This window comes from Mesorhizobium sp. M0077 (assembly GCF_040322955.1).
Taxonomy (GTDB): Bacteria; Pseudomonadota; Alphaproteobacteria; order Rhizobiales; family Rhizobiaceae; genus Mesorhizobium.
Genome location: NZ_JAMYUL010000002.1, coordinates 497,132 through 514,220, shown reverse-complemented (window position 1 = coordinate 514,220; position 17,089 = coordinate 497,132). Strand labels below are relative to the sequence as shown.

The window sequence follows — 17,089 nt, the reverse complement described above, 5'->3', positions numbered from 1 at the left end:
CTCAAAGCTCCTTGCGGATGTCGACGATGCGCAGGATGCCCGCGACCATCAACAGTACCAACACCAGCAACACTACGGCATTGGCGGCGGCTGCGGGATACTGCAGCAGCGACATCTGGTTCTTCATCATCAGTGCGACCGACGCGCTCTGGCCGCCCGACATCACCTGCACAGTGGAGAAATCGGCCATCACCAGCGTGACGACGAAGATGGTGCCGATCGCCATGCCGGGCTTGGCCAGCGGGATGACGACGTTCCACAAGACCTGCCAGCCGGACGCGCCGGCATCGCGCGCGGCCTCGACCAGCGAGCGGTCGATGCGCATCAACGTGTTGAAGATCGGCGTTACCATGAACAGCGTGTAGAGATGCACCATGGCCAGCACCACGGCGAATTCCGAATAGAGCAGCCATTCGATGGGTTTTGGCACCAGCCCCAATTGCACCAGCGTCGAGTTGATCAACCCGTTGCGGCCAAGCACCGGGATCCACGAGATCATGCGGATGATGTTGGAGGTCAGGAACGGCACCGTGCAGACAAGGAACAGCACCATCTGCATGGCGGTGGTGCGGATATGGAAGGCGAGGAAATAGGCGACCCAGAAGCCGATGAACAAGGTCAGAGCCCAGACGATGGCAGCGAATTTGATGGTGTTGAGATAGGTCTTCCAGGTGACCCATGATCCCAGCACGTCGGAATAGTTCGTCGTCAGGAAATCCGGATACATGGCGGCGAAGTCATAATCCCAGAAGGAGACGACGACGATCATGATGATTGGCAAGAGCAGGAACGCACCGAGGATGAGCGCCAGCGGCGCCGATTGCAAATAGGGCGTGACGGCGCCAAGGGAGACGCGGCGGCGTCTGGCGGGCTTGGCTGCTGCGATGGCGGGGCGTTCGAGCGCGACTGTCATTGGGAAAATCCTCCGCGTGATCGCGATGACTTGCGATCCTTCGCGCCCCCCTCTGTCCTGCCGGACATCTCCCCCACGAGCGGGGAGATCGAACTCTCATAACGGCCTTCGCCAAACTCCAACGTTGCTAACGAAGAGCCGGCCATGACGCTGCCAATCTCCCCCCAAGTGGGGGAGATGTCCGGCAGGACAGAGGGGGGCGCGAAGGATCGCAACATCACAGTGAACGCGTCCGCTCTACGCCGCGATGAATTCGTTCCAGCGCTTCACCATGTAGCGGTCCTCGTCCATGACCGAGTTCCAGCAGGCGACCTTGCCCATACGCTCTTCGAACGAGCCGCCGTCGCGCACGGCGCCGGCCTTTTCCATGACGGTGCCGTCCGGCGCCTTGATCTCGCCCTTGGCCGGCTTGCCTTCGATCCAGTAGCCCCATTCGTCCTCGGACATGAACTTCTTGGCCGAGACCATATTGGCGGAATAGTAGCCCTGGCGGTTGAGATAGCCGCCGACCCAGCCCGACGTATACCAGTTGATGTATTCGTAGGCGGCGTCGAGCTCGGCGCCCTTGAGATGGGCGGCAAGGCCAAGGCCGCCGCCCCATGAGCGATAGCCCTCCTTGAGCGGCTGGAAGCGGCATGCGATGCCTTTGGAGCGCACGGCAGCGACGGCCGGCGACCACATAGACTGGATGACCACTTCGCCCGATGCCATCAGGTTGACGCTCTCGTCGAACGACTTCCAGAAGGCGCGGAACTGGCCGGCCTGCTTGGCCTTGATGAGGAAGTCGATCGTCTTGTCGATCTCTTCCTTGGTCATGTTGCCCTTGTCGGCATATTCGATGTTGCCTGTGGCCTCCATGATCATGGCCGCATCCATGATACCGATGGACGGGATGTTAAGGATCGCGGTCTTGCCCTTGAAGGCCGGATCCATGATGTCGGCCCAGGTGGTGATGTCGCGGCCGACGAGGTCGGGCCGGATGCCTAGCGTATCGGCGTTGTAGATCGTCGGCACCATGGTGAACCACTTGGTCGGCGCCTTGGCGAAGGTCTTTGAGTCCTGCGCTTCGACATAGCCGACCGTGTGCGGCGCGGTGCCCTGGGCAATGATGCTGTCGGGCGTCAGCTTGCCGGTTTTGAACAACGGCACCAGCTCGTCGTAGTATTTCAGCTTACTGACATCCATCGGCTGCAGCACGCCGCTCGGGAACACCTTCTTGCAGATCCAGTATTCGATGTCGGCGATGTCATAGCTGTCGGGCTGGGTCACGGCGCGCTGGGCGGCCGCGTCCGAATCGGTCGCCGTCATTTCCAGCGTGATGCCGAGGTCGGCCTTGCACTTGTCGGCGATCGCGTTCAGGTTCGACACGCCGGTGCCGAACTGGCGCAGCGTGATGTTGGACTGCGCCCAGATGGTCGGGAAGCCTGTAATGGCGCCCGAGCCTGCGGCGAGGCCGACGGCGGCCGCACCTGTCTTGAGCAACGAACGTCGCGAAATTCCGGTCTTTGTTTCTACTGTTTTTGTCATTCCTATTCCCCTGTTTTGTTTTGCTTCGTTGAATTCATGAATGAAGGCGGCCGAGGACGATGGCGTCCTCGGAATCCCAGGCGAGCGGTACGGCGTCGCCAAGGGCGACGGGTTTGGCGAAGAAGTCGGAATCGTCGATGATAACGGTGAAATCGTCGATGCCGCCGCCGGTGACCGACAGCTTCACCGTGGCGCCGCGATATTCGATGTTGGAGACGATGCCGGTGAAGCCGAGGCCGGGAGAGGGTGCTTCGCCGATGCGCACATGGTCGGTGCGGATGGCGATGTCGATCGGCGTGCCCACCTCCTGGCCCGCCTCCCGGCCTTGCCCGCGGGCGGCGAGCGAGGCGCCACCATTGACGTCGAAGACGACCATGCCGTCGCGCGCGCCGGTAACCCGGCCGGAGATGACATTGTGGTCACCCATGAAGCGCGCGACGAAGGCGGTGGCCGGCCTTTCGAACACATCTCGCGGCGGCGCCGCCTGTTCGATGCGGCCGTCATTCATCACCACGATCAGGTCCGCCAAGGCCATGGCCTCTTCCTGGCTGTGGGTGACGTGGACGAAAGTGATGCCAAGCGAGGTCTGCAATTTCTTCAGCTCGGCGCGCATGCGTATCTTCAGGAACGGGTCGAGTGCCGACAGCGGCTCGTCGAGCAGCAGCGCCTCGGGATCGGTGATCAGAGCGCGGGCGAGTGCAACACGCTGCTGCTGGCCGCCGGAAAGCTGCGCCGGCCGGCGCGTCGCATAGGCCTCCATCTGCATCAGCTTGAGCATGTCGAGCGCCTTGGCACGGCGCTGCTCCTTGTCGACGCCCTTCATCTTCAGGCTGAAGGCGACATTGTCGACAAGGTCGATATGCGGAAACAGCGCATAGGACTGGAACATCATCGCCGTGCCACGCTTTGCCGGCGGCAAGTCGGTGACGACGATGTTGCCGAGGCGGACATCGCCCGACGAAATGCTTTCGTGGCCGGCGATCATGCGCAGCGTCGAGGTCTTGCCGCAGCCGGAGGGGCCAAGCAGGCAGCAATAGGTGCCTGCCGGTATCTTCAGGCTGATGGCCTCGACGGCAGTCGTCGTTCCGTACACTTTCGAAACGGAGACGATGTCGATCTCGGCGGCTTTGGACATTCAGGCTTCCCCGTTTGGTCGCGTCAACCAATGCATTATGCGTGCCAATCGGCGAGATTCGGCCAAGCGTTTGAATCATCAGCAAAATCGGAATTCGTGCCCACTGCCTAGCCGGTGGGCTATCTTGTGCATTGCACAAATTATGGGCGATTGTGCGCGATCCGCGCAAGAATCGTATGCAATCTTTTTTGGCTTCGTGTCCACTTTGCCTCTCGTGCGCAGGCGACGAGTTGCGCTAGAAAGAGGCTGGGAACCATCATCGCCATGAACATTGCCGATCAGATCCATTCCGCCGACAGCGCCAACCAGGATCGCGCCCAGGCGATTCGCGACAATCTGCGGGACGCCATCGTTGACCGTCGGCTGACGCCCGGCACCAAGCTGTCGGAAGGCGAGGTCGGCACGCTGTTCGACGTCTCGCGCACGGTCGCGCGCGCGGCGCTGCAGATGCTGTCCTTCGAGGGGCTGGTGCGTACCGAGCGCAACCGTGGCGCCTTCGTCGCCAACCCTACGCCCGAGGAAGCGCGCCAGGTGTTCGCATCGCGCCGGCTGATCGAGCCGGGCATCGCCATTGCCGCCTGCGGGCGGGTCACAGCCACCGATATCGCTGCGTTCCGCGCGCAGCTCGACGAGGAAGGCCGCTTCATCGCCGAGCGCGGCCCAACCGCGCGGCGCTCCGAAATCAAGGCATCAGGCGATTTCCACCTGCTGCTCGCCTCCGTCGCCGGCAATGCCATCCTGCAGCGCTTCATGGAGGAGCTGGTGGCGCGTTCGTCGCTGGTGATCGCCCTTTACGGACGATCCGGCGTGTCGGCCTGCGGACACAGTGAGCACACGGAAATGGTCGGCGCGCTGGAAAGCGGCGATTGCGGGTTGGTGAGCCGGCTGATGCTGCACCATATCGACCACATCGAGGCGGATCTCGACCTGCGGGTCAGGGCCGGCCCGGCGCTCCGCGAAGCGCTGAATTTCTGAACGCTAGTTTTCGTCGTCCGTGGGAGCGGGCGCTGCCTGTCCGGCGGCCTTGCGGCGCAGCATCTTGGTCAGCTTCCAGACCGTCGGGTTGTTCTTGATGAAGGCTTTCGCCCGTGCGCCCTGCCGCAGCGCCGACGCCAGGGCGCGTCCCTTCAGCGTCAGGGGCGCCAGCACCTCGAAATGCTGGGTCTCGATATCGCACCAGAGCCGCTTGTAGGGCTCGTCGCCGACCGAGAAATCATAGACATCGAAGCCTGTTTGGCACGCTTCCTCGATGATGTCGAAGAAAAGGAAATCGCCGGGGCTGGTGTGGCCGAGATCGTCCTCGGCGATGGCGCCGAATTCGCAGATCAGGCGTTTGCCCGAGCGGCTCGAGCCGGTGATTGCGCGCAGCTTGCCGGCCACTTCGAGCCCATGCAGCACAAAGGCCGGTTTCTCCTCGGCCAGCGCGCCGGCGAAGAGGGCACGGAAGAAAGCCCGCACCTCCGGCTCGCCGAAGACATTGGCGATGCCCATCTTGGCGAAACGGAACTCCTTCATCTCGAAGAAAGCGTCGAGCAGCCGGTTCACGTCTTCGGGTGTCTGCGCCTCGATGCGGCGATGAACGCCGACCGCCTCGAATTTGCGTGTCTGCGAACGGTGCTTCTTGCGCTTGCGCTTGCCGCCCACACGCGACAGCAGCGCATCGAAACCACCGTCGAGATTGACGGCGAGCGACAGGTTTGGGCTCGGAAAGTTGGAGAACGCCACCAGCGGATTGGCAACGCCATCGAGGTCGGGCAGAAGCCTTTCCAAGGCAACGAGATCGATGTCGGGACGCGCCTTGCCGATCGCCGTCACCAGCCTGCGGATCCCCCCGGCATCTGCCTTTGCCAGCCATGCCGGATCGGCGGCGGCGAAATTGCCGTTGGCATGGCGCCCGCCCATGAAGCGGGCGACGCGGAATGGACCAGTTCGCGTGATTTCCAGTGCCAGTGCAAAGACCGGCCTGTCCTCGATTGTCAGCGTGGCAATGACGGCATCGGGATTAGCCTGCGCCGTCCAGGCACGAACCCAGTCCGCGCTTTGCGCCGGCGCAAACAGCGCCGAACGGCAGAATTCGCCGTAAGAGGCGAGCGCGGCAGCATCTGCGATCGACACCGACAGACTGGTCTGGTCGGCAGCCGGCGTGCGCGCAGACGCCTTGCTTGCGGCGAGCCGATTGCCGTCAAATGACGCGGTGGCGTCAACCATACCTCAATCCTTAAGGCGTATTCGTCGCGATCAGGAGTTCGCGTCGGCGCGTTCCGTGCTTGGATCGAGCCTAGGCGCAAAAGGTGAATGAATGATCGACGGTGGTGAGGCAGTTCGGAAACTGGCGCTTAATATCGCCCGCTTTACCGGCCTTGCACCGCTGGCCAAGCCGTTTGTCGGCGGCATTGGCGCCATCCTCATGTTGCATCGGGTCACCGCCACGCCGGAGAAGCCGGACGGCGTTAACCGCCACCTCAACATCGCCCCGCGATTCCTCGACGCTCTCGTCGCCGACATGAAGTCGAGGGGCTATGCCTTCGTCACCCTCGACGAGGCGATCGAGCGCATCAAGGCCGGCGGCAAGGACGGCCAGTTCGCCACCATCACCGCCGACGACGCCTATCGCGACAACATGACCGAAGCGCTGCCAGTGCTCGAAAAGCACGACGCGCCGATCACCATCTATGTCGCGCCGGGTCTGATCGACGGCAGCGCCGATTTATGGTGGGACGTGGTCGAGGATATCGTCAACGCGCGGGAGCGTTTGACGCTGGCGACGCCGAAGGGGCCGGTGACCATAGACTGCTCGACCCACAGCAAGAAACTCCACGCCAATGCGCGTCTGCATGCCTATCTGACGCTCGAGGTGCGCGAGGAGGATCAGCGCGCCGTGCTGCGCGATCTGGCGCGCTCGAACGGCATCGACCTCGATGGCTTGCGCCCAAGCACGCTAATGACCTGGGACGATATCCGCGCCGTGGCCGGGCACAGGCTGGTGACGATCGGCGCGCATACGGTCAACCACCGCAATCTGAAGCGGCTCGACGAAGCCGATGCGCGCCATGAAATCGTCGACGTCAGGCGCCAGCTGCAGGCGCAGCTCGGCGAAGACCCACGTCATCTCGCTTACCCCTATGGTTACGCCAGCGCTGTCGGCTGCCGCGAAGTGGGCTTTGCCCGCGACGCCGGCTACGCCTCGGCGGTGACCACTCGCCACGGCGTGCTGCACGCCGAGCACGCCGGCTTCCTGCACGCGCTGCCGCGCATTTCGGTCAACGGCCGCTACCAGAGTGTCGCCCATATCCGCACCATGTTGTCGGGCGTGACGACGCCGCTGGCCAATGCCGGCAAAATGGTCGTCACCATCTAACCTGGGTCGGGCGCTTCAGCCTTTCGGCGGCGGCTCCAGGATCAGCCATTTGATGATGCCCATCGCAGGCAGCACCCAGAACAGGCCGCTGAACAGGAAAAACAGGAAATGCACCAGCGGGCTGGATTGCGACAGCTGCGCGACCGCTATGATCGACGCGACCAGCGCATAGATGATGACAAGCGCCACCAGCAGGAAGGTTCCGATCAGCTTTTTCAGGCGGATGGGCATGAGCGTTCTCGTTGATCGCCTCCGCTTAGGCCCAACCGGGGGCGCGTGCAACCCGTGACTTGCGGCGCGACGGCGTGCCGCGCCGTCCGGTCTTGTCAGCCGGGTTGCGATGGTTCACCAATCCGCCACGTCAACCTGCCGGGACCAGCCCATGGCCGCCATATCAGCCGCCGCGCCTTACATTGACCGCGATCGCGATCTGCAAAACCGGGCTCTGCTGCGCGGCTGGCTTTATGTCGTGCTTCTGGTGCTGTTTGCGCTGGTGCTGGTTGGCGGCGCCACCAGGCTCACCAATTCCGGCCTGTCGATTACCGAGTGGAAGCCGATCCACGGTGTGATACCGCCGCTCAATGACGCGGAGTGGCAGGAGGAATTCCAGCTCTACCAGAAGATTCCGCAATATGCCGAGCTCAACAAGGGCATGAGCCTCGATGCCTTCAAGTCGATCTTCTGGTGGGAGTGGGCGCACCGTATCCTGGCGCGCAGTGTCGGCCTGGTCTTCGGCCTGCCGTTGCTGGTCTTGTGGGCGACGCGCCGCATCGAGCGCGGCCTTGGGCCAAAGCTGGTCGGTATTCTGCTGCTTGGTGGCCTGCAAGGCGCCATCGGCTGGTGGATGGTGGCCTCCGGCCTGGTCGACCGCGTCTCCGTCAGCCAGTACCGGCTGGCCACGCATTTGACGCTTGCCGCCCTGATCTTCACTGCCACCATGGTGGTCGCGCGCGGGCTGGCGCCGCATTCGGAGCCTGCCGCCGACCGGCCGACACAAAGGCTGGCCGGCTTCATCGTGCTGCTGGCGCTGATCCAGATCTATCTCGGCGGCCTGGTCGCAGGGCTCGACGCCGGCCTGAGCTACAACACCTGGCCGCTGATGGACGGCAAGGTGATCCCGTCAGATTTGCTTCTGCTCGAGCCGGCCTGGCGCAACTTGTTCGAGAACCCGAAGACGGTGCAGTTCGTCCACCGACTGGGCGCCTACACGGTCTTTGCCGTCGCGCTCTGGCACATGATCGCGACACGCCGGCGTTTACCAGGCACGACACACGCACGCCGCGCGACGCTGCTGTTTCTGCTGGTGCTGGTCCAGGCCTCGATCGGCATCGGCACGCTGCTGATGCAGGTGCCGCTGCACATGGCGCTGACCCATCAGGCCTTCGCGCTTGTCCTGCTGGGATTTGCCGCCGCCCACTGGCGCGGCACCAAAGGCGCCTATCCACTGCCAACGCGGCCGCCCATGAACGCAGGTACATCGTCTACGGTGTCTTGGCCGTCGCAATAATCTATTTCGCGAACGAACTGCCTCGCTACGTCTAACGCGCGAGGCTGCGCCGGTCAGAAGCTGAGCCGCACCTTTCGGATCACTCCCGCAACCGACAGCTCGCGGTTCTCGTCGACCGCATTCTCGTCCTCATGATGCCATGCGGCCGACAGGCAGCCATAGGCGATGGCATGGTCGAGAATGGCAGCCGGCGTCTGGCCGAGTGTCCTGGCGAAGATCTCGGCCATATGCGCGATGCGCTCGGGATCGAGGCAGAGGTCGTCGCGCCCCAGTGGGTTGTAGAACAGATTGGCGGCGTCGAAGCCGGGATCGCCGAGCACGCCCTTCGGGTCGATCGCCAGCCAGCCGCGCGCACCGTGCAAAATGTTGTCGTGATGCAGATCGCCATGCAGCGGCTTGACCGCATGCGGGGCATCGAGCAGCCGGTCCGCGATTTCGGCGGCCTCGACATAGAGGCTGTGCTCTCCGGCGTCGCGATCGGCTCCGGCCTTTTTGAACAGGCTGGCAAACCGTGTCCGCAGCGGCTGCAGGTCCGGCGGGGCAGGGTGTCTTGAGGGCGAGAACAGTCTCCCCATCAACTCGGCCGCGATTGCGGTCGCGGCGTTGTCGCCTTCTTTGGCCAGAACTTCGGAAAGCAGGGTGTCGCCGGCATATTCCAGCAGCATGCGGTGGCCGTCCCGGCCAAGCAGCCGCACCGCGCCTTCGCCGCGCCGCCATGCGAGATAGTGCTCGCCGCGCAACTCGTCGTCGACATCGTCGAATGATTTGAGCGCCTTGACGATGGCCAGCGAGCCGTCCTCACGCCGCACCTTCCAGATGCGGCTCGATAACGTCTCGGCAATGAGCTCGGGCGCGCCGATCTTCCAGCGCTTTGGAAATGCAGGCGCGTCCATTCAGAGCGTGATGCCGAAAAGTGTTAAGCGGTTTTCGGGCAACATGCTCTCTCCAACTGAATTAAAGGCCGAGCATCAGATCCATGTTCTGAACGGCAGCACCCGAGGCGCCCTTTCCGAGATTGTCATAGACCGCAATCAGCAGCGCCTGCGCCCTGTCGTCATTGGCAAAGACATAGACCTTCATGCGGTTGGTGCCGTTATAGACCTCGGGATTGATCTCGGGCAGGCGCTCCACGTGCTCGTAAGGAGCTACCTCGACCACGCCGCCCTTGATGGCGGCAAAATGGTCGGCGATTGCCGCGTGCAGTTCGGCGCCGGCCGGCACATGGTCGAGCCCGCCGAGCTGCAGCGGCACCACTGTGATCATGCCTTGGGCGAAATTGCCGACCGCCGGCTGCATGATCGGATCGTGCGACAGCTTCGCATAGGTGCGCAGCTCCGGCACATGCTTGTGCTGCAGGGTCAGCCCATAGACCTGGAATTCAGAGGCATCCTCGCCCTTGGCGACATAGTCCTCGATCATCGGCCGGCCGCCGCCCGAATAGCCCGAAATGCCATTGACCGTGATCGGGAAATCCGTCGGCAGCAGACCGGCAGCGACCAGCGGCCGCAGCGTCGCGATCGGCCCTTGCGGCCAGCAGCCGGGATTGGCGACGCGTTTCGCATTGGCGATGATCCTGGCCTGATCCTTGTCCAGCTCGGCAAAACCGTATTCCCAGCCCTCGGCGACGCGATGCGCCGTGGAGGCGTCGATCACCTTGGTGGTGTCGTTGGCAATCAGCGACACGCTTTCCTTGGCAGCCGCATCCGGCAGGCACAGGATGGCGACATCGGCGGCATTGAGGAACTCGGCGCGCGCCGCCGTTTCCTTGCGGCGCTCGGCCGGGATCGAGATGATCTCGAGGTCGCCGCGCTCGGCCAGCAGCGCCCGGATCTGCAGGCCGGTGGTGCCGTGTTCGCCATCGATGAAGATTTTCGGTTTCATGTGCCCGTCAATTCCCTGCTAATTCAGGCCTATATGCCCTGGCCATGGTTTGCCGCGCCATGGTTGCCGCTGTTCAGCTCTTCCGCCCGCGCTTTTCGCTCGGCCACCAGGCCGAGATAGTGCATGGCCACCATCGAGCCGGCGATCGCCGTTATATCGGCGTGATCATAGGCCGGCGCAACCTCGACGACGTCGGCGCCGACAATATCGACCTGGCCGAGCTGGCGCAGCGTCGACAGGATTTTCGCCGAGGACGGTCCGCCGGCAACCGGCGTGCCGGTGCCGGGCGCAAAGGCCGGGTCGAGGCAGTCGATGTCGAAGGTGAGATAGGTCTTCCTGCCGCCGGTGCGGTCGACGATCGCATAGGCGATGTCGGAAGCCCGCATCTCCTCGATCTCGTGACCGTAAAGGATCTTGATGCCGAACGTATCGGGGGCATGCGTGCGGATGCCGATCTGGATCGAGCGGTCGGGGTCGATGATGCCTTCATTGACGGCGCGGCCGACGAACGAACCATGGTCGATGCGCTTGCCATCGTCGGGCCAGGTGTCCTGGTGCGCATCGAACTGCACCAGCGCCAGCGGCCCGTGGATGGCGGCATGTGCCTTGAGCAGCGGCCAGGTGACGAAATGATCCCCGCCGAGCGACAACAGGAAGGCACCCGATTTCAGGATCTTCGCCGCCTCGCGCTCGATCGTGCCTGGTGTCTTCTGGTGATTGCCCGAATCGAGCAGGCAATCGCCATAGTCGATGACGGCGAGATGCTCGAACAGGTCGCGCGAGAACGGATATTGCGGGTCGTTGTCGAGGATCGCCGAGGCGCGGCGGATCGCCTGCGGCCCGAAGCGCGCGCCCGGCCGGTTGGTGACGGCGGCATCGAACGGAATGCCCCACACGACGGCGTCCGCGCCCTTTGCATCCTTCGTGTATTTGCGCCGCATGAACGACAGCGCGCCGGCATAGGTCGGCTCGAAGGAAGGCCCCGTCTTGGAGCGGGCGGTGAAGGCGTTGTCGATGGTCTGGTTCGCCATTACGGGTCCTTCTTTGTTCATCGGGCTGCCACAACTACAGAACCGGCACGCAAGATGCCAGTCACAGCTTGGCGAAACGCCATAGCGTTCTAGAGGGGCGACACAGGATTTGTATCGCCAAGGCGCAAGGCCCGGCGACTCCTCTCCGGCGGCCGCGGCGATGAACTGGCGGTGCGGGCCGGCATGCCGGCCGAGACACGGTTTCTGGGCCGAACGCGGCGCCACCATCATCCAGACCGAAGAACCGAAGGCTGCGATTGGCTGGTTGGGGGCCGATGGGTTTCGGGCGCCTTATGTGGATGAGGGAAGCCGGCCGAGCCGCGAATACGGCGAGTATCAATTAGAAATCGTACGTCGGCGCCATCACCCCACCCGGCGCTGCGCGCCGACCTCCCCATCGAGGGGAGGTAGGGCGTTGGCGCTTTAGATCCGACAGTCGTAGCGATTGCGAGGCATGCAAGGCTGCCGCGACCTCCTACCTCCCCTCGATGGGGAGGTAGCGCCGAAGGCGCGGGTGGGGTGACAGCGCCGCCCGCAAAATCTTCACGCCGCTTTCGCCACCCCATTCAATTCCCTCAGCACATCAGCCGACAGCTCCAGTTCCGCCGCCGCCAGGTTCTCTCTCAAATGCCCGACCGACGACGTCCCCGGGATCAGCAGGATGTTCGGCGAGCGGCGCAGCAGCCAGGCGAGCGCAACCTGCAAGGGTGTGGCGCCGAGCCGCGTGGCCACATCCGACAAGGTCGACGACTGCAGCGGGCTGAAGCCGCCGAGCGGGAAGAACGGCGTGTAGGCGATGCCGGCGCGCGCCAGTTCATCGATCAACGCGTCGTCGTCGCGATGCGCCAGATTGTACTGGTTCTGCACGCAGACGATCTCGGCGATCCCACGGCCTTCCTCGACCTGCGCAGGGGTGACGTTGCTCAGGCCGATATGGCGCACCAGGCCCTTCCGCTGCAGTTCGGCAAGCGCCGTCAACTGCGTCTCGATCGAGCCCTCGGCGGGACCCATCACCCCGAACATGATGCGCAGATTGACGACATCCAGCACCTCAAGGCCGAGATTCCTGAGATTGTCGTGCACGGCCTGCTCTAGTTCCTTGGCGGAATAGGCAGGCAGCCAGGAGCCGTCGCTGCCGCGCCGCGCCCCGATCTTGGTGACGATGACGAGGTCTTGCGGATAGGGCGCCAGCGCTTCGCGGATCAGCTGGTTGGTGACATGCGGGCCATAATAGTCGCTGGTGTCGATGTGGTTGACCCCGGACGCCACCGCTTCGCGCAGCACAGCAATGGCCGCGTCCCGATCTTTCGGCGGACCGAAAACGTGCGGGCCGGCAAGTTGCATGGCGCCGTAGCCGAGCCGTTTCACGGTGTGGCTGCCGAGGGTGAATGTGCCGGATTTTTGGATGGTGGACATGGTCGATCTCCTTTGAGGAGGCGAAGATAGACGCTGCTCAACCTTGGGATAATAAGGTACAATCCGTACAGCTTGTGCGGAATGGCGAACAATGATGGATCTTGGCGATCTGAATGCTTTCGTGACGGTGGCGCGTGCCGGCGGTTTTCGCGAAGGGGCTCGCGCCGGCGGCGGCAGCGCGTCGGGCCTGAGCGAAGCGGTGCGCCGCCTGGAGACGCAGCTCGGCGTCAGGCTGTTCAACCGCACGACACGCAGCGTTGTTCCAACCGACGCAGGCCTCAGCCTCTTGGGAAGGCTTGGCCCGGCGCTGTCGGAGGTGGAGGCGGCCCTCGACGTGGTTAATGGCTTTCGCGACAGGCCGGCCGGTTCGCTGCGCCTCAACGTCCCGGTCAGCGCCGCGCGGCTGATATTGCCCGACATCGTTCCGGGCTTCCTCGCCGCCTATCCCGGCATTCGGCTGGAGGTCATCGCCGATGAGAACTTCGTCGACGTGCTGGCGGCCGGCTGCGACGCCGGCATCCGCTATGACGAGCGACTGGAGCAGGACATGATCGCGGTGCCGATCGGACCGCGCGTCCAGCGCTTCGCCACTGGCGCCAGCCCCGCCTATCTCGATCGCCATGGGCGGCCGCAGCACCCGAGCGACCTGCTTGGCCATGCTTGTCTGCGCGGTCGTTTTGCCAGCGGTGCGATGCTGCCGTGGGAATTCGAGCGCGACGGCGAGGTGGTGCGGGTCGACACGACGGGGCCGTTGATCGTGCGGATCGGCGGGGCGAGCGATCTTGCCGTCCATGCGGCCATTGCCGGCAGCGGCATCGTCGCTCTCTTCGAGGGCTGGCTTCGCCCTCACTTCGAAAGCGGCGCCCTGGAGCCCGTGCTCGAACCGTGGTGGCAGAGCTTTCCCGGGCCATTTCTGTACTATCCCGGACGGCGTCTGGTTCCGGCGCCGCTACGGGCGTTTATCGATTATATCAAGGCCGGCAAGTTCTGAGACTTGAACCGAGGCCGGCGCCATCACCCCACCCGGCGCTTCGCGCCGACCTCCCCATCGAGGAGAGGTAGGGCGTCGCGCTCTTATGGTCGGGTTTTGGTGTCAGCCGAACCTTTGGATTATTCAGGGCGGCGAAACCGCCGTGACCCCTACCTCCCCTCGATGGGGAGGTCGCTTCGAAGGCGCGGGTGGGTGACTGCCCAGACCCAAAAGAAAAGGCCGCCCGGAGGCGGCCTTCGATAAGGACGTTTCCGAGCGCTTAGCGCTTCGAAAACTTGGCCCCAAGCGCCTCTTAGCGCTTCGAGAACTGGAAGCTGCGGCGGGCCTTCGCCTTGCCGTACTTCTTGCGCTCGACGACGCGGCTGTCGCGGGTCAGGAAGCCGCCCTTCTTGAGCACGGCGCGCAGTGCCGGCTCATAGTAGGTCAGCGCCTTGGAGATGCCGTGACGAACGGCACCGGCCTGGCCGGACAGGCCGCCGCCGATGACGGTGGCGACGATGTCGTACTGGCCGGCGCGGTTGGAAGCGATGATCGGCTGGTTGAGGATCATCTGCAGGACCGGACGCGCGAAATAGGTCGCGAATTCCTTGTCGTTGACGACGATCTTGCCCGAACCCGGCTTCACCCAGACGCGGGCGATGGCGTTCTTGCGCTTGCCGGTGGCATAGGCGCGGCCCGACTTGTCGAGCTTCTGGACATGGACGGGTGCTGCCGGCTGGGTGTTGGTGTTGCCGGTGGCGGCGCCCAATTCTGCGAGCGAGGAAAGCTCAGCCATCTTATGCAACCTTCTTGTTCTTGGCGTTCAGCGCGCCGACGTCGAGGGTGACGGGCTGCTGGGCGACATGCGGATGTTCCGTGCCTGCATAGACGCGGAGGTTCTTCATCTGACGACGGCCGAGCGGCCCGCGCGGGATCATGCGTTCGACGGCCTTCTCGACGACACGCTCGGGGAAACGGCCCTCGAGCAGCTGGCGCGCGGTGCGCTCCTTGATGCCGCCGGGGTGACCGGTGTGCCAGTAATAGACCTTGTCGGTGAACTTCTTGCCGGTGAACACCACCTTGTCGGCATTGATGACAATGACGTTATCGCCGTCGTCGACATGCGGGGTGAAGGTGGGCTTGTGCTTGCCGCGAAGATGATTGGCGATGACAGTGGCGAGACGGCCGACGACGAGACCCTCGGCGTCGATCAGCACCCACTTCTTCACCACATCCGCAGGCTTCTGCGAAAAGGTTGCCATGGATTTTCTGCTTTCGATTTTGACCTTCCGAAGAAGGCGTTTCTTGTTGCTTGGATTGGCGACAAGGCACTTGCCCGCCGCCAATAACAAAACGGCGGCCTTTGCGGGCCGCTGCTTCGTGACGGCTTATAGGCGAGGGGGTGGTGCACGTCAAGGCGCGGGAAAAGCACGTCTGCTCGTAAAGTGTAATAAAAACAAAGGTTTGATCAAAAGGTATTATTTTACCACATCGGCGGCGCGCTTCGGCGGGATCGAATAGGTGCCGGTCGCATGCGCTACCGTGTGTCCCTTCGGTCCGGCGACGATGTCGATATCGAACACCATCAGGCTCTTGCCCAGCTTCAGGATGCGGCAATGGCCGTCGATCGGCCCGGCTTCGGCCTTGCGGACAAAATTGATGTTGAGGTTGACGGTAACCGAAAGCGCATCCGGCCCGGCATGGCTGAGCACGCAGACATAGCCGCCAATGTCGGCCAGCGTGAACAGCGAGGGCCCGGACACCGTGCCGCCGGGACGCAAATGCCGTTCGCTGGCGTTGAGCCGCACCGTGCAGCCGCCGGGAAACACATCGAGCGCCTCATACGACGTGAACTCGTCGTTGAGCTGGGGGTAGACGCTGGCCATCAGCGCATTGACTTCAGCCGCCGTCAGCACCGGCTTGAGATTGTCCTGGGCGGGCATGTCGGTCTCTCGTTCTATGCCGGGCCTGTATGAACGCAATGATGCGCTTCTGGCAACACCTCTGGCGCAAGCGATGGGTGTTGATGAAACTCGATCCGATATTAGATAGTCTGGCGGCGCCCGGCGGAATCGCGGAGACCCTTGTCATGGCCGAAATCCTTTCGATCAAACCTGTTGCCATAGACGGGCCGGTCATCGCCGGGCTGGACAAGGGCGTGCTGCGCCTGACGCTCGCCAATCCGCCCGCCAATGCCTTGTCGCTTTCCGTCATGGCGGCATTGAGCGCCGAGCTCGACCGTGCCAAGGCCAACAAATCGGTCCGCGTCATCGTCTTGGCGGCCGCCGGGAAAGTCTTCTGCGCCGGTCACGATCTCAAGGAAATGACCGCGCGCCGCGCCGACGCCGACAAGGGCAAGGGGTTTTTCGAGCAGACATTTTCGGCTTGCGCGGCGTTGATGCAGCAGATCGTGCGCCATCCGCTCCCGATCATCGCCGAAGTCGATGGCCTAGCCACCGCTGCGGGGCTGCAACTGGTTTGCAGTTGCGACCTCGCCATTGCCTCGCATGAAGCGACCTTCTGCACGCCGGGCGTCAATATCGGCCTGTTTTGTTCGACGCCGATGGTGGCGCTGTCACGCAACGTGTCTCACAAGCACGCCATGGAAATGCTGCTCACCGGCGAGACCATCGATGCCGCAACCGCCAAGGAATTCGGCCTGGTCAACCGCGTCGTGCCGCGCGAATACCTGAATCAGATCGTCACCAAATACGCGCAAACCATTGCCTCCAAATCATCTCTGGTGGTCAAGACCGGCAAGGAAGCCTTTTACGCGCAGGCCGAGATGGGGTTGGCGGACGCGTATGCCTATACCGGCCGCGTCATGGTCGAGAACATGCTGGCCCGCGACGCCGAGGAAGGCATCGGCGCCTTCATCGGCAAGCGCAAACCGGAATGGACGGACGAATAGGTTTTCGATCCATGGAACCGCGCATCTCCATCATCACCATCGCCACCGACGATCTCGAGCGCGCCGTGCGCTTTTACGAAGGCATGGGCTTGAAGCGCCACGCCGGCATCACCGATGGCGTCGCCTTCTTCCAGATGGGCGGCGCCATTCTCGGCCTGTTCCCGAGGCCAAGCGCCGAGGAGGATTCAGGCATTGCCTTCGCCGCAGCACCGTCGGCGGTCTACCTCGCCTACAACACCCGCTCCGATGCCGAAGTCGACGACGTGCTGGCGGCCGCCGAGAAGGCCGGCGGCAGGATCGTCAAGCCGGCAGGCCGCGCCTTCTGGGGCGGCTGGTATGGATATTTCGCCGATGCCGACGGCCATGTCTGGGAAGTCGCACACAATCCGGCCTTCCCGATCGCGGATGACGGCACCATCTCGCTGCCGGACTGAGCGTCC

At 63.5% G+C, this 17,089-nt stretch carries 18 protein-coding genes and 1 pseudogene; 7 read left to right on the top strand and 12 right to left on the bottom strand.

The window, feature by feature from the left end; translation table 11 throughout:
* Position 1 precedes the first annotated feature (1 nt).
* The 3 genes from NKJ57_RS06780 to NKJ57_RS06770 form a co-directional block, all read right to left on the bottom strand.
* Complete coding sequence (locus NKJ57_RS06780) at positions 2-913, bottom strand: ABC transporter permease (protein WP_023697429.1); 912 nt, start codon at positions 911-913, stop codon at positions 2-4.
* 237 nt (positions 914-1,150) lie between these two features.
* Positions 1,151-2,440 (bottom strand): ABC transporter substrate-binding protein, encoded by a 1,290-nt coding sequence (locus NKJ57_RS06775; RefSeq protein WP_352511346.1) that lies wholly within the window; start codon positions 2,438-2,440, stop codon positions 1,151-1,153.
* Between the two features lie 34 nt (positions 2,441-2,474).
* Positions 2,475-3,575 carry an ABC transporter ATP-binding protein gene (locus NKJ57_RS06770; RefSeq protein ID WP_352511345.1) on the bottom strand — a complete coding sequence of 367 codons (1,101 nt, stop codon included), beginning with the start codon at positions 3,573-3,575 and terminating at the stop codon, positions 2,475-2,477.
* 264 nt (positions 3,576-3,839) lie between these two features.
* Here NKJ57_RS06770 and NKJ57_RS06765 point away from each other — a divergent pair, with 264 nt between their 5' ends.
* Positions 3,840-4,550, top strand: a complete 711-nt coding sequence (locus NKJ57_RS06765) for a GntR family transcriptional regulator (protein WP_023697427.1) — start codon at positions 3,840-3,842, stop codon at positions 4,548-4,550.
* Between the two features lie 3 nt (positions 4,551-4,553).
* On the opposite strand, the gene NKJ57_RS06760 is transcribed toward NKJ57_RS06765, so the two are convergent.
* Entirely contained in the window at positions 4,554-5,783 is a 1,230-nt protein-coding gene (locus NKJ57_RS06760; RefSeq protein ID WP_023669399.1) for a GNAT family N-acetyltransferase, read from the bottom strand.
* 91 nt (positions 5,784-5,874) lie between these two features.
* Here NKJ57_RS06760 and NKJ57_RS06755 point away from each other — a divergent pair, with 91 nt between their 5' ends.
* Positions 5,875-6,933, top strand: coding sequence for a polysaccharide deacetylase family protein (locus tag NKJ57_RS06755; protein ID WP_023697426.1), 1,059 nt, complete (start codon positions 5,875-5,877; stop codon positions 6,931-6,933).
* Positions 6,934-6,948: 15 nt separating this feature from the next.
* On the opposite strand, the gene NKJ57_RS06750 is transcribed toward NKJ57_RS06755, so the two are convergent.
* Positions 6,949-7,164, bottom strand: coding sequence for a DUF2842 domain-containing protein (locus tag NKJ57_RS06750; RefSeq protein WP_023669401.1), 216 nt, complete (start codon positions 7,162-7,164; stop codon positions 6,949-6,951).
* A 151-nt stretch (positions 7,165-7,315) separates the two neighbouring features.
* Between NKJ57_RS06750 and NKJ57_RS06745 the strand changes: the two genes are divergently transcribed.
* Positions 7,316-8,440, top strand: coding sequence for a COX15/CtaA family protein (locus tag NKJ57_RS06745; protein WP_023697425.1), 1,125 nt, complete (start codon positions 7,316-7,318; stop codon positions 8,438-8,440).
* Positions 8,441-8,493: 53 nt separating this feature from the next.
* On the opposite strand, the gene NKJ57_RS06740 is transcribed toward NKJ57_RS06745, so the two are convergent.
* The 3 genes from NKJ57_RS06740 to speB all read right to left on the bottom strand — a co-directional run bounded on the left by NKJ57_RS06740 (position 8,494) and on the right by speB (position 11,352).
* The gene (locus NKJ57_RS06740) at positions 8,494-9,333 is read right to left on the bottom strand and encodes an aminoglycoside phosphotransferase family protein (protein ID WP_352511344.1); all 840 of its coding nucleotides are present in this window, start codon (positions 9,331-9,333) and stop codon (positions 8,494-8,496) included.
* Positions 9,334-9,394: 61 nt separating this feature from the next.
* Entirely contained in the window at positions 9,395-10,321 is a 927-nt protein-coding gene (gene argC / locus NKJ57_RS06735) for an N-acetyl-gamma-glutamyl-phosphate reductase (protein ID WP_352511342.1), read from the bottom strand.
* 29 nt (positions 10,322-10,350) lie between these two features.
* Positions 10,351-11,352: an agmatinase gene (gene speB / locus NKJ57_RS06730; RefSeq protein ID WP_023669405.1), complete on the bottom strand. Its 1,002-nt coding sequence runs from the start codon at positions 11,350-11,352 to the stop codon at positions 10,351-10,353.
* 141 nt (positions 11,353-11,493) lie between these two features.
* Between speB and NKJ57_RS06725 the strand changes: the two are divergent.
* Positions 11,494-11,696, top strand: a pseudogene (locus tag NKJ57_RS06725) (glycerophosphodiester phosphodiesterase family protein); the annotation flags it as partial.
* 199 nt (positions 11,697-11,895) lie between these two features.
* Here the strand turns inward: NKJ57_RS06725 and NKJ57_RS06720 are convergent.
* A complete protein-coding gene (locus NKJ57_RS06720) occupies positions 11,896-12,768 on the bottom strand; it encodes an aldo/keto reductase family oxidoreductase (RefSeq protein ID WP_352511341.1) in 873 nt (290 codons plus the stop codon).
* A gap of 91 nt (positions 12,769-12,859) precedes the next feature.
* On the opposite strand from NKJ57_RS06720, the gene NKJ57_RS06715 reads away from it, so the two are divergent.
* Positions 12,860-13,759, top strand: a complete 900-nt coding sequence (locus tag NKJ57_RS06715) for a LysR family transcriptional regulator (RefSeq protein WP_023669407.1) — start codon at positions 12,860-12,862, stop codon at positions 13,757-13,759.
* A 292-nt stretch (positions 13,760-14,051) separates the two neighbouring features.
* Here the strand turns inward: NKJ57_RS06715 and rpsI are convergent, their stop codons facing one another.
* The 3 genes from rpsI to NKJ57_RS06700 form a co-directional block, all read right to left on the bottom strand.
* Positions 14,052-14,534 (bottom strand): 30S ribosomal protein S9, encoded by a 483-nt coding sequence (gene rpsI, locus NKJ57_RS06710; RefSeq protein WP_023669408.1) that lies wholly within the window; start codon positions 14,532-14,534, stop codon positions 14,052-14,054.
* Position 14,535: 1 nt separating this feature from the next.
* Entirely contained in the window at positions 14,536-15,000 is a 465-nt protein-coding gene (gene rplM, locus NKJ57_RS06705) for a 50S ribosomal protein L13 (protein WP_023669409.1), read from the bottom strand.
* Positions 15,001-15,216: 216 nt separating this feature from the next.
* Positions 15,217-15,681 (bottom strand): PaaI family thioesterase, encoded by a 465-nt coding sequence (locus tag NKJ57_RS06700; RefSeq protein ID WP_023693292.1) that lies wholly within the window; start codon positions 15,679-15,681, stop codon positions 15,217-15,219.
* A 146-nt stretch (positions 15,682-15,827) separates the two neighbouring features.
* On the opposite strand from NKJ57_RS06700, the gene NKJ57_RS06695 reads away from it, so the two are divergent.
* Together NKJ57_RS06695 and NKJ57_RS06690 are read left to right on the top strand one after the other, a co-directional pair.
* Positions 15,828-16,649, top strand: coding sequence for an enoyl-CoA hydratase (locus NKJ57_RS06695; protein ID WP_023689473.1), 822 nt, complete (start codon positions 15,828-15,830; stop codon positions 16,647-16,649).
* A gap of 11 nt (positions 16,650-16,660) precedes the next feature.
* Entirely contained in the window at positions 16,661-17,083 is a 423-nt protein-coding gene (locus NKJ57_RS06690) for a VOC family protein (RefSeq protein ID WP_023689472.1), read from the top strand.
* Positions 17,084-17,089: the final 6 nt, after the last annotated feature.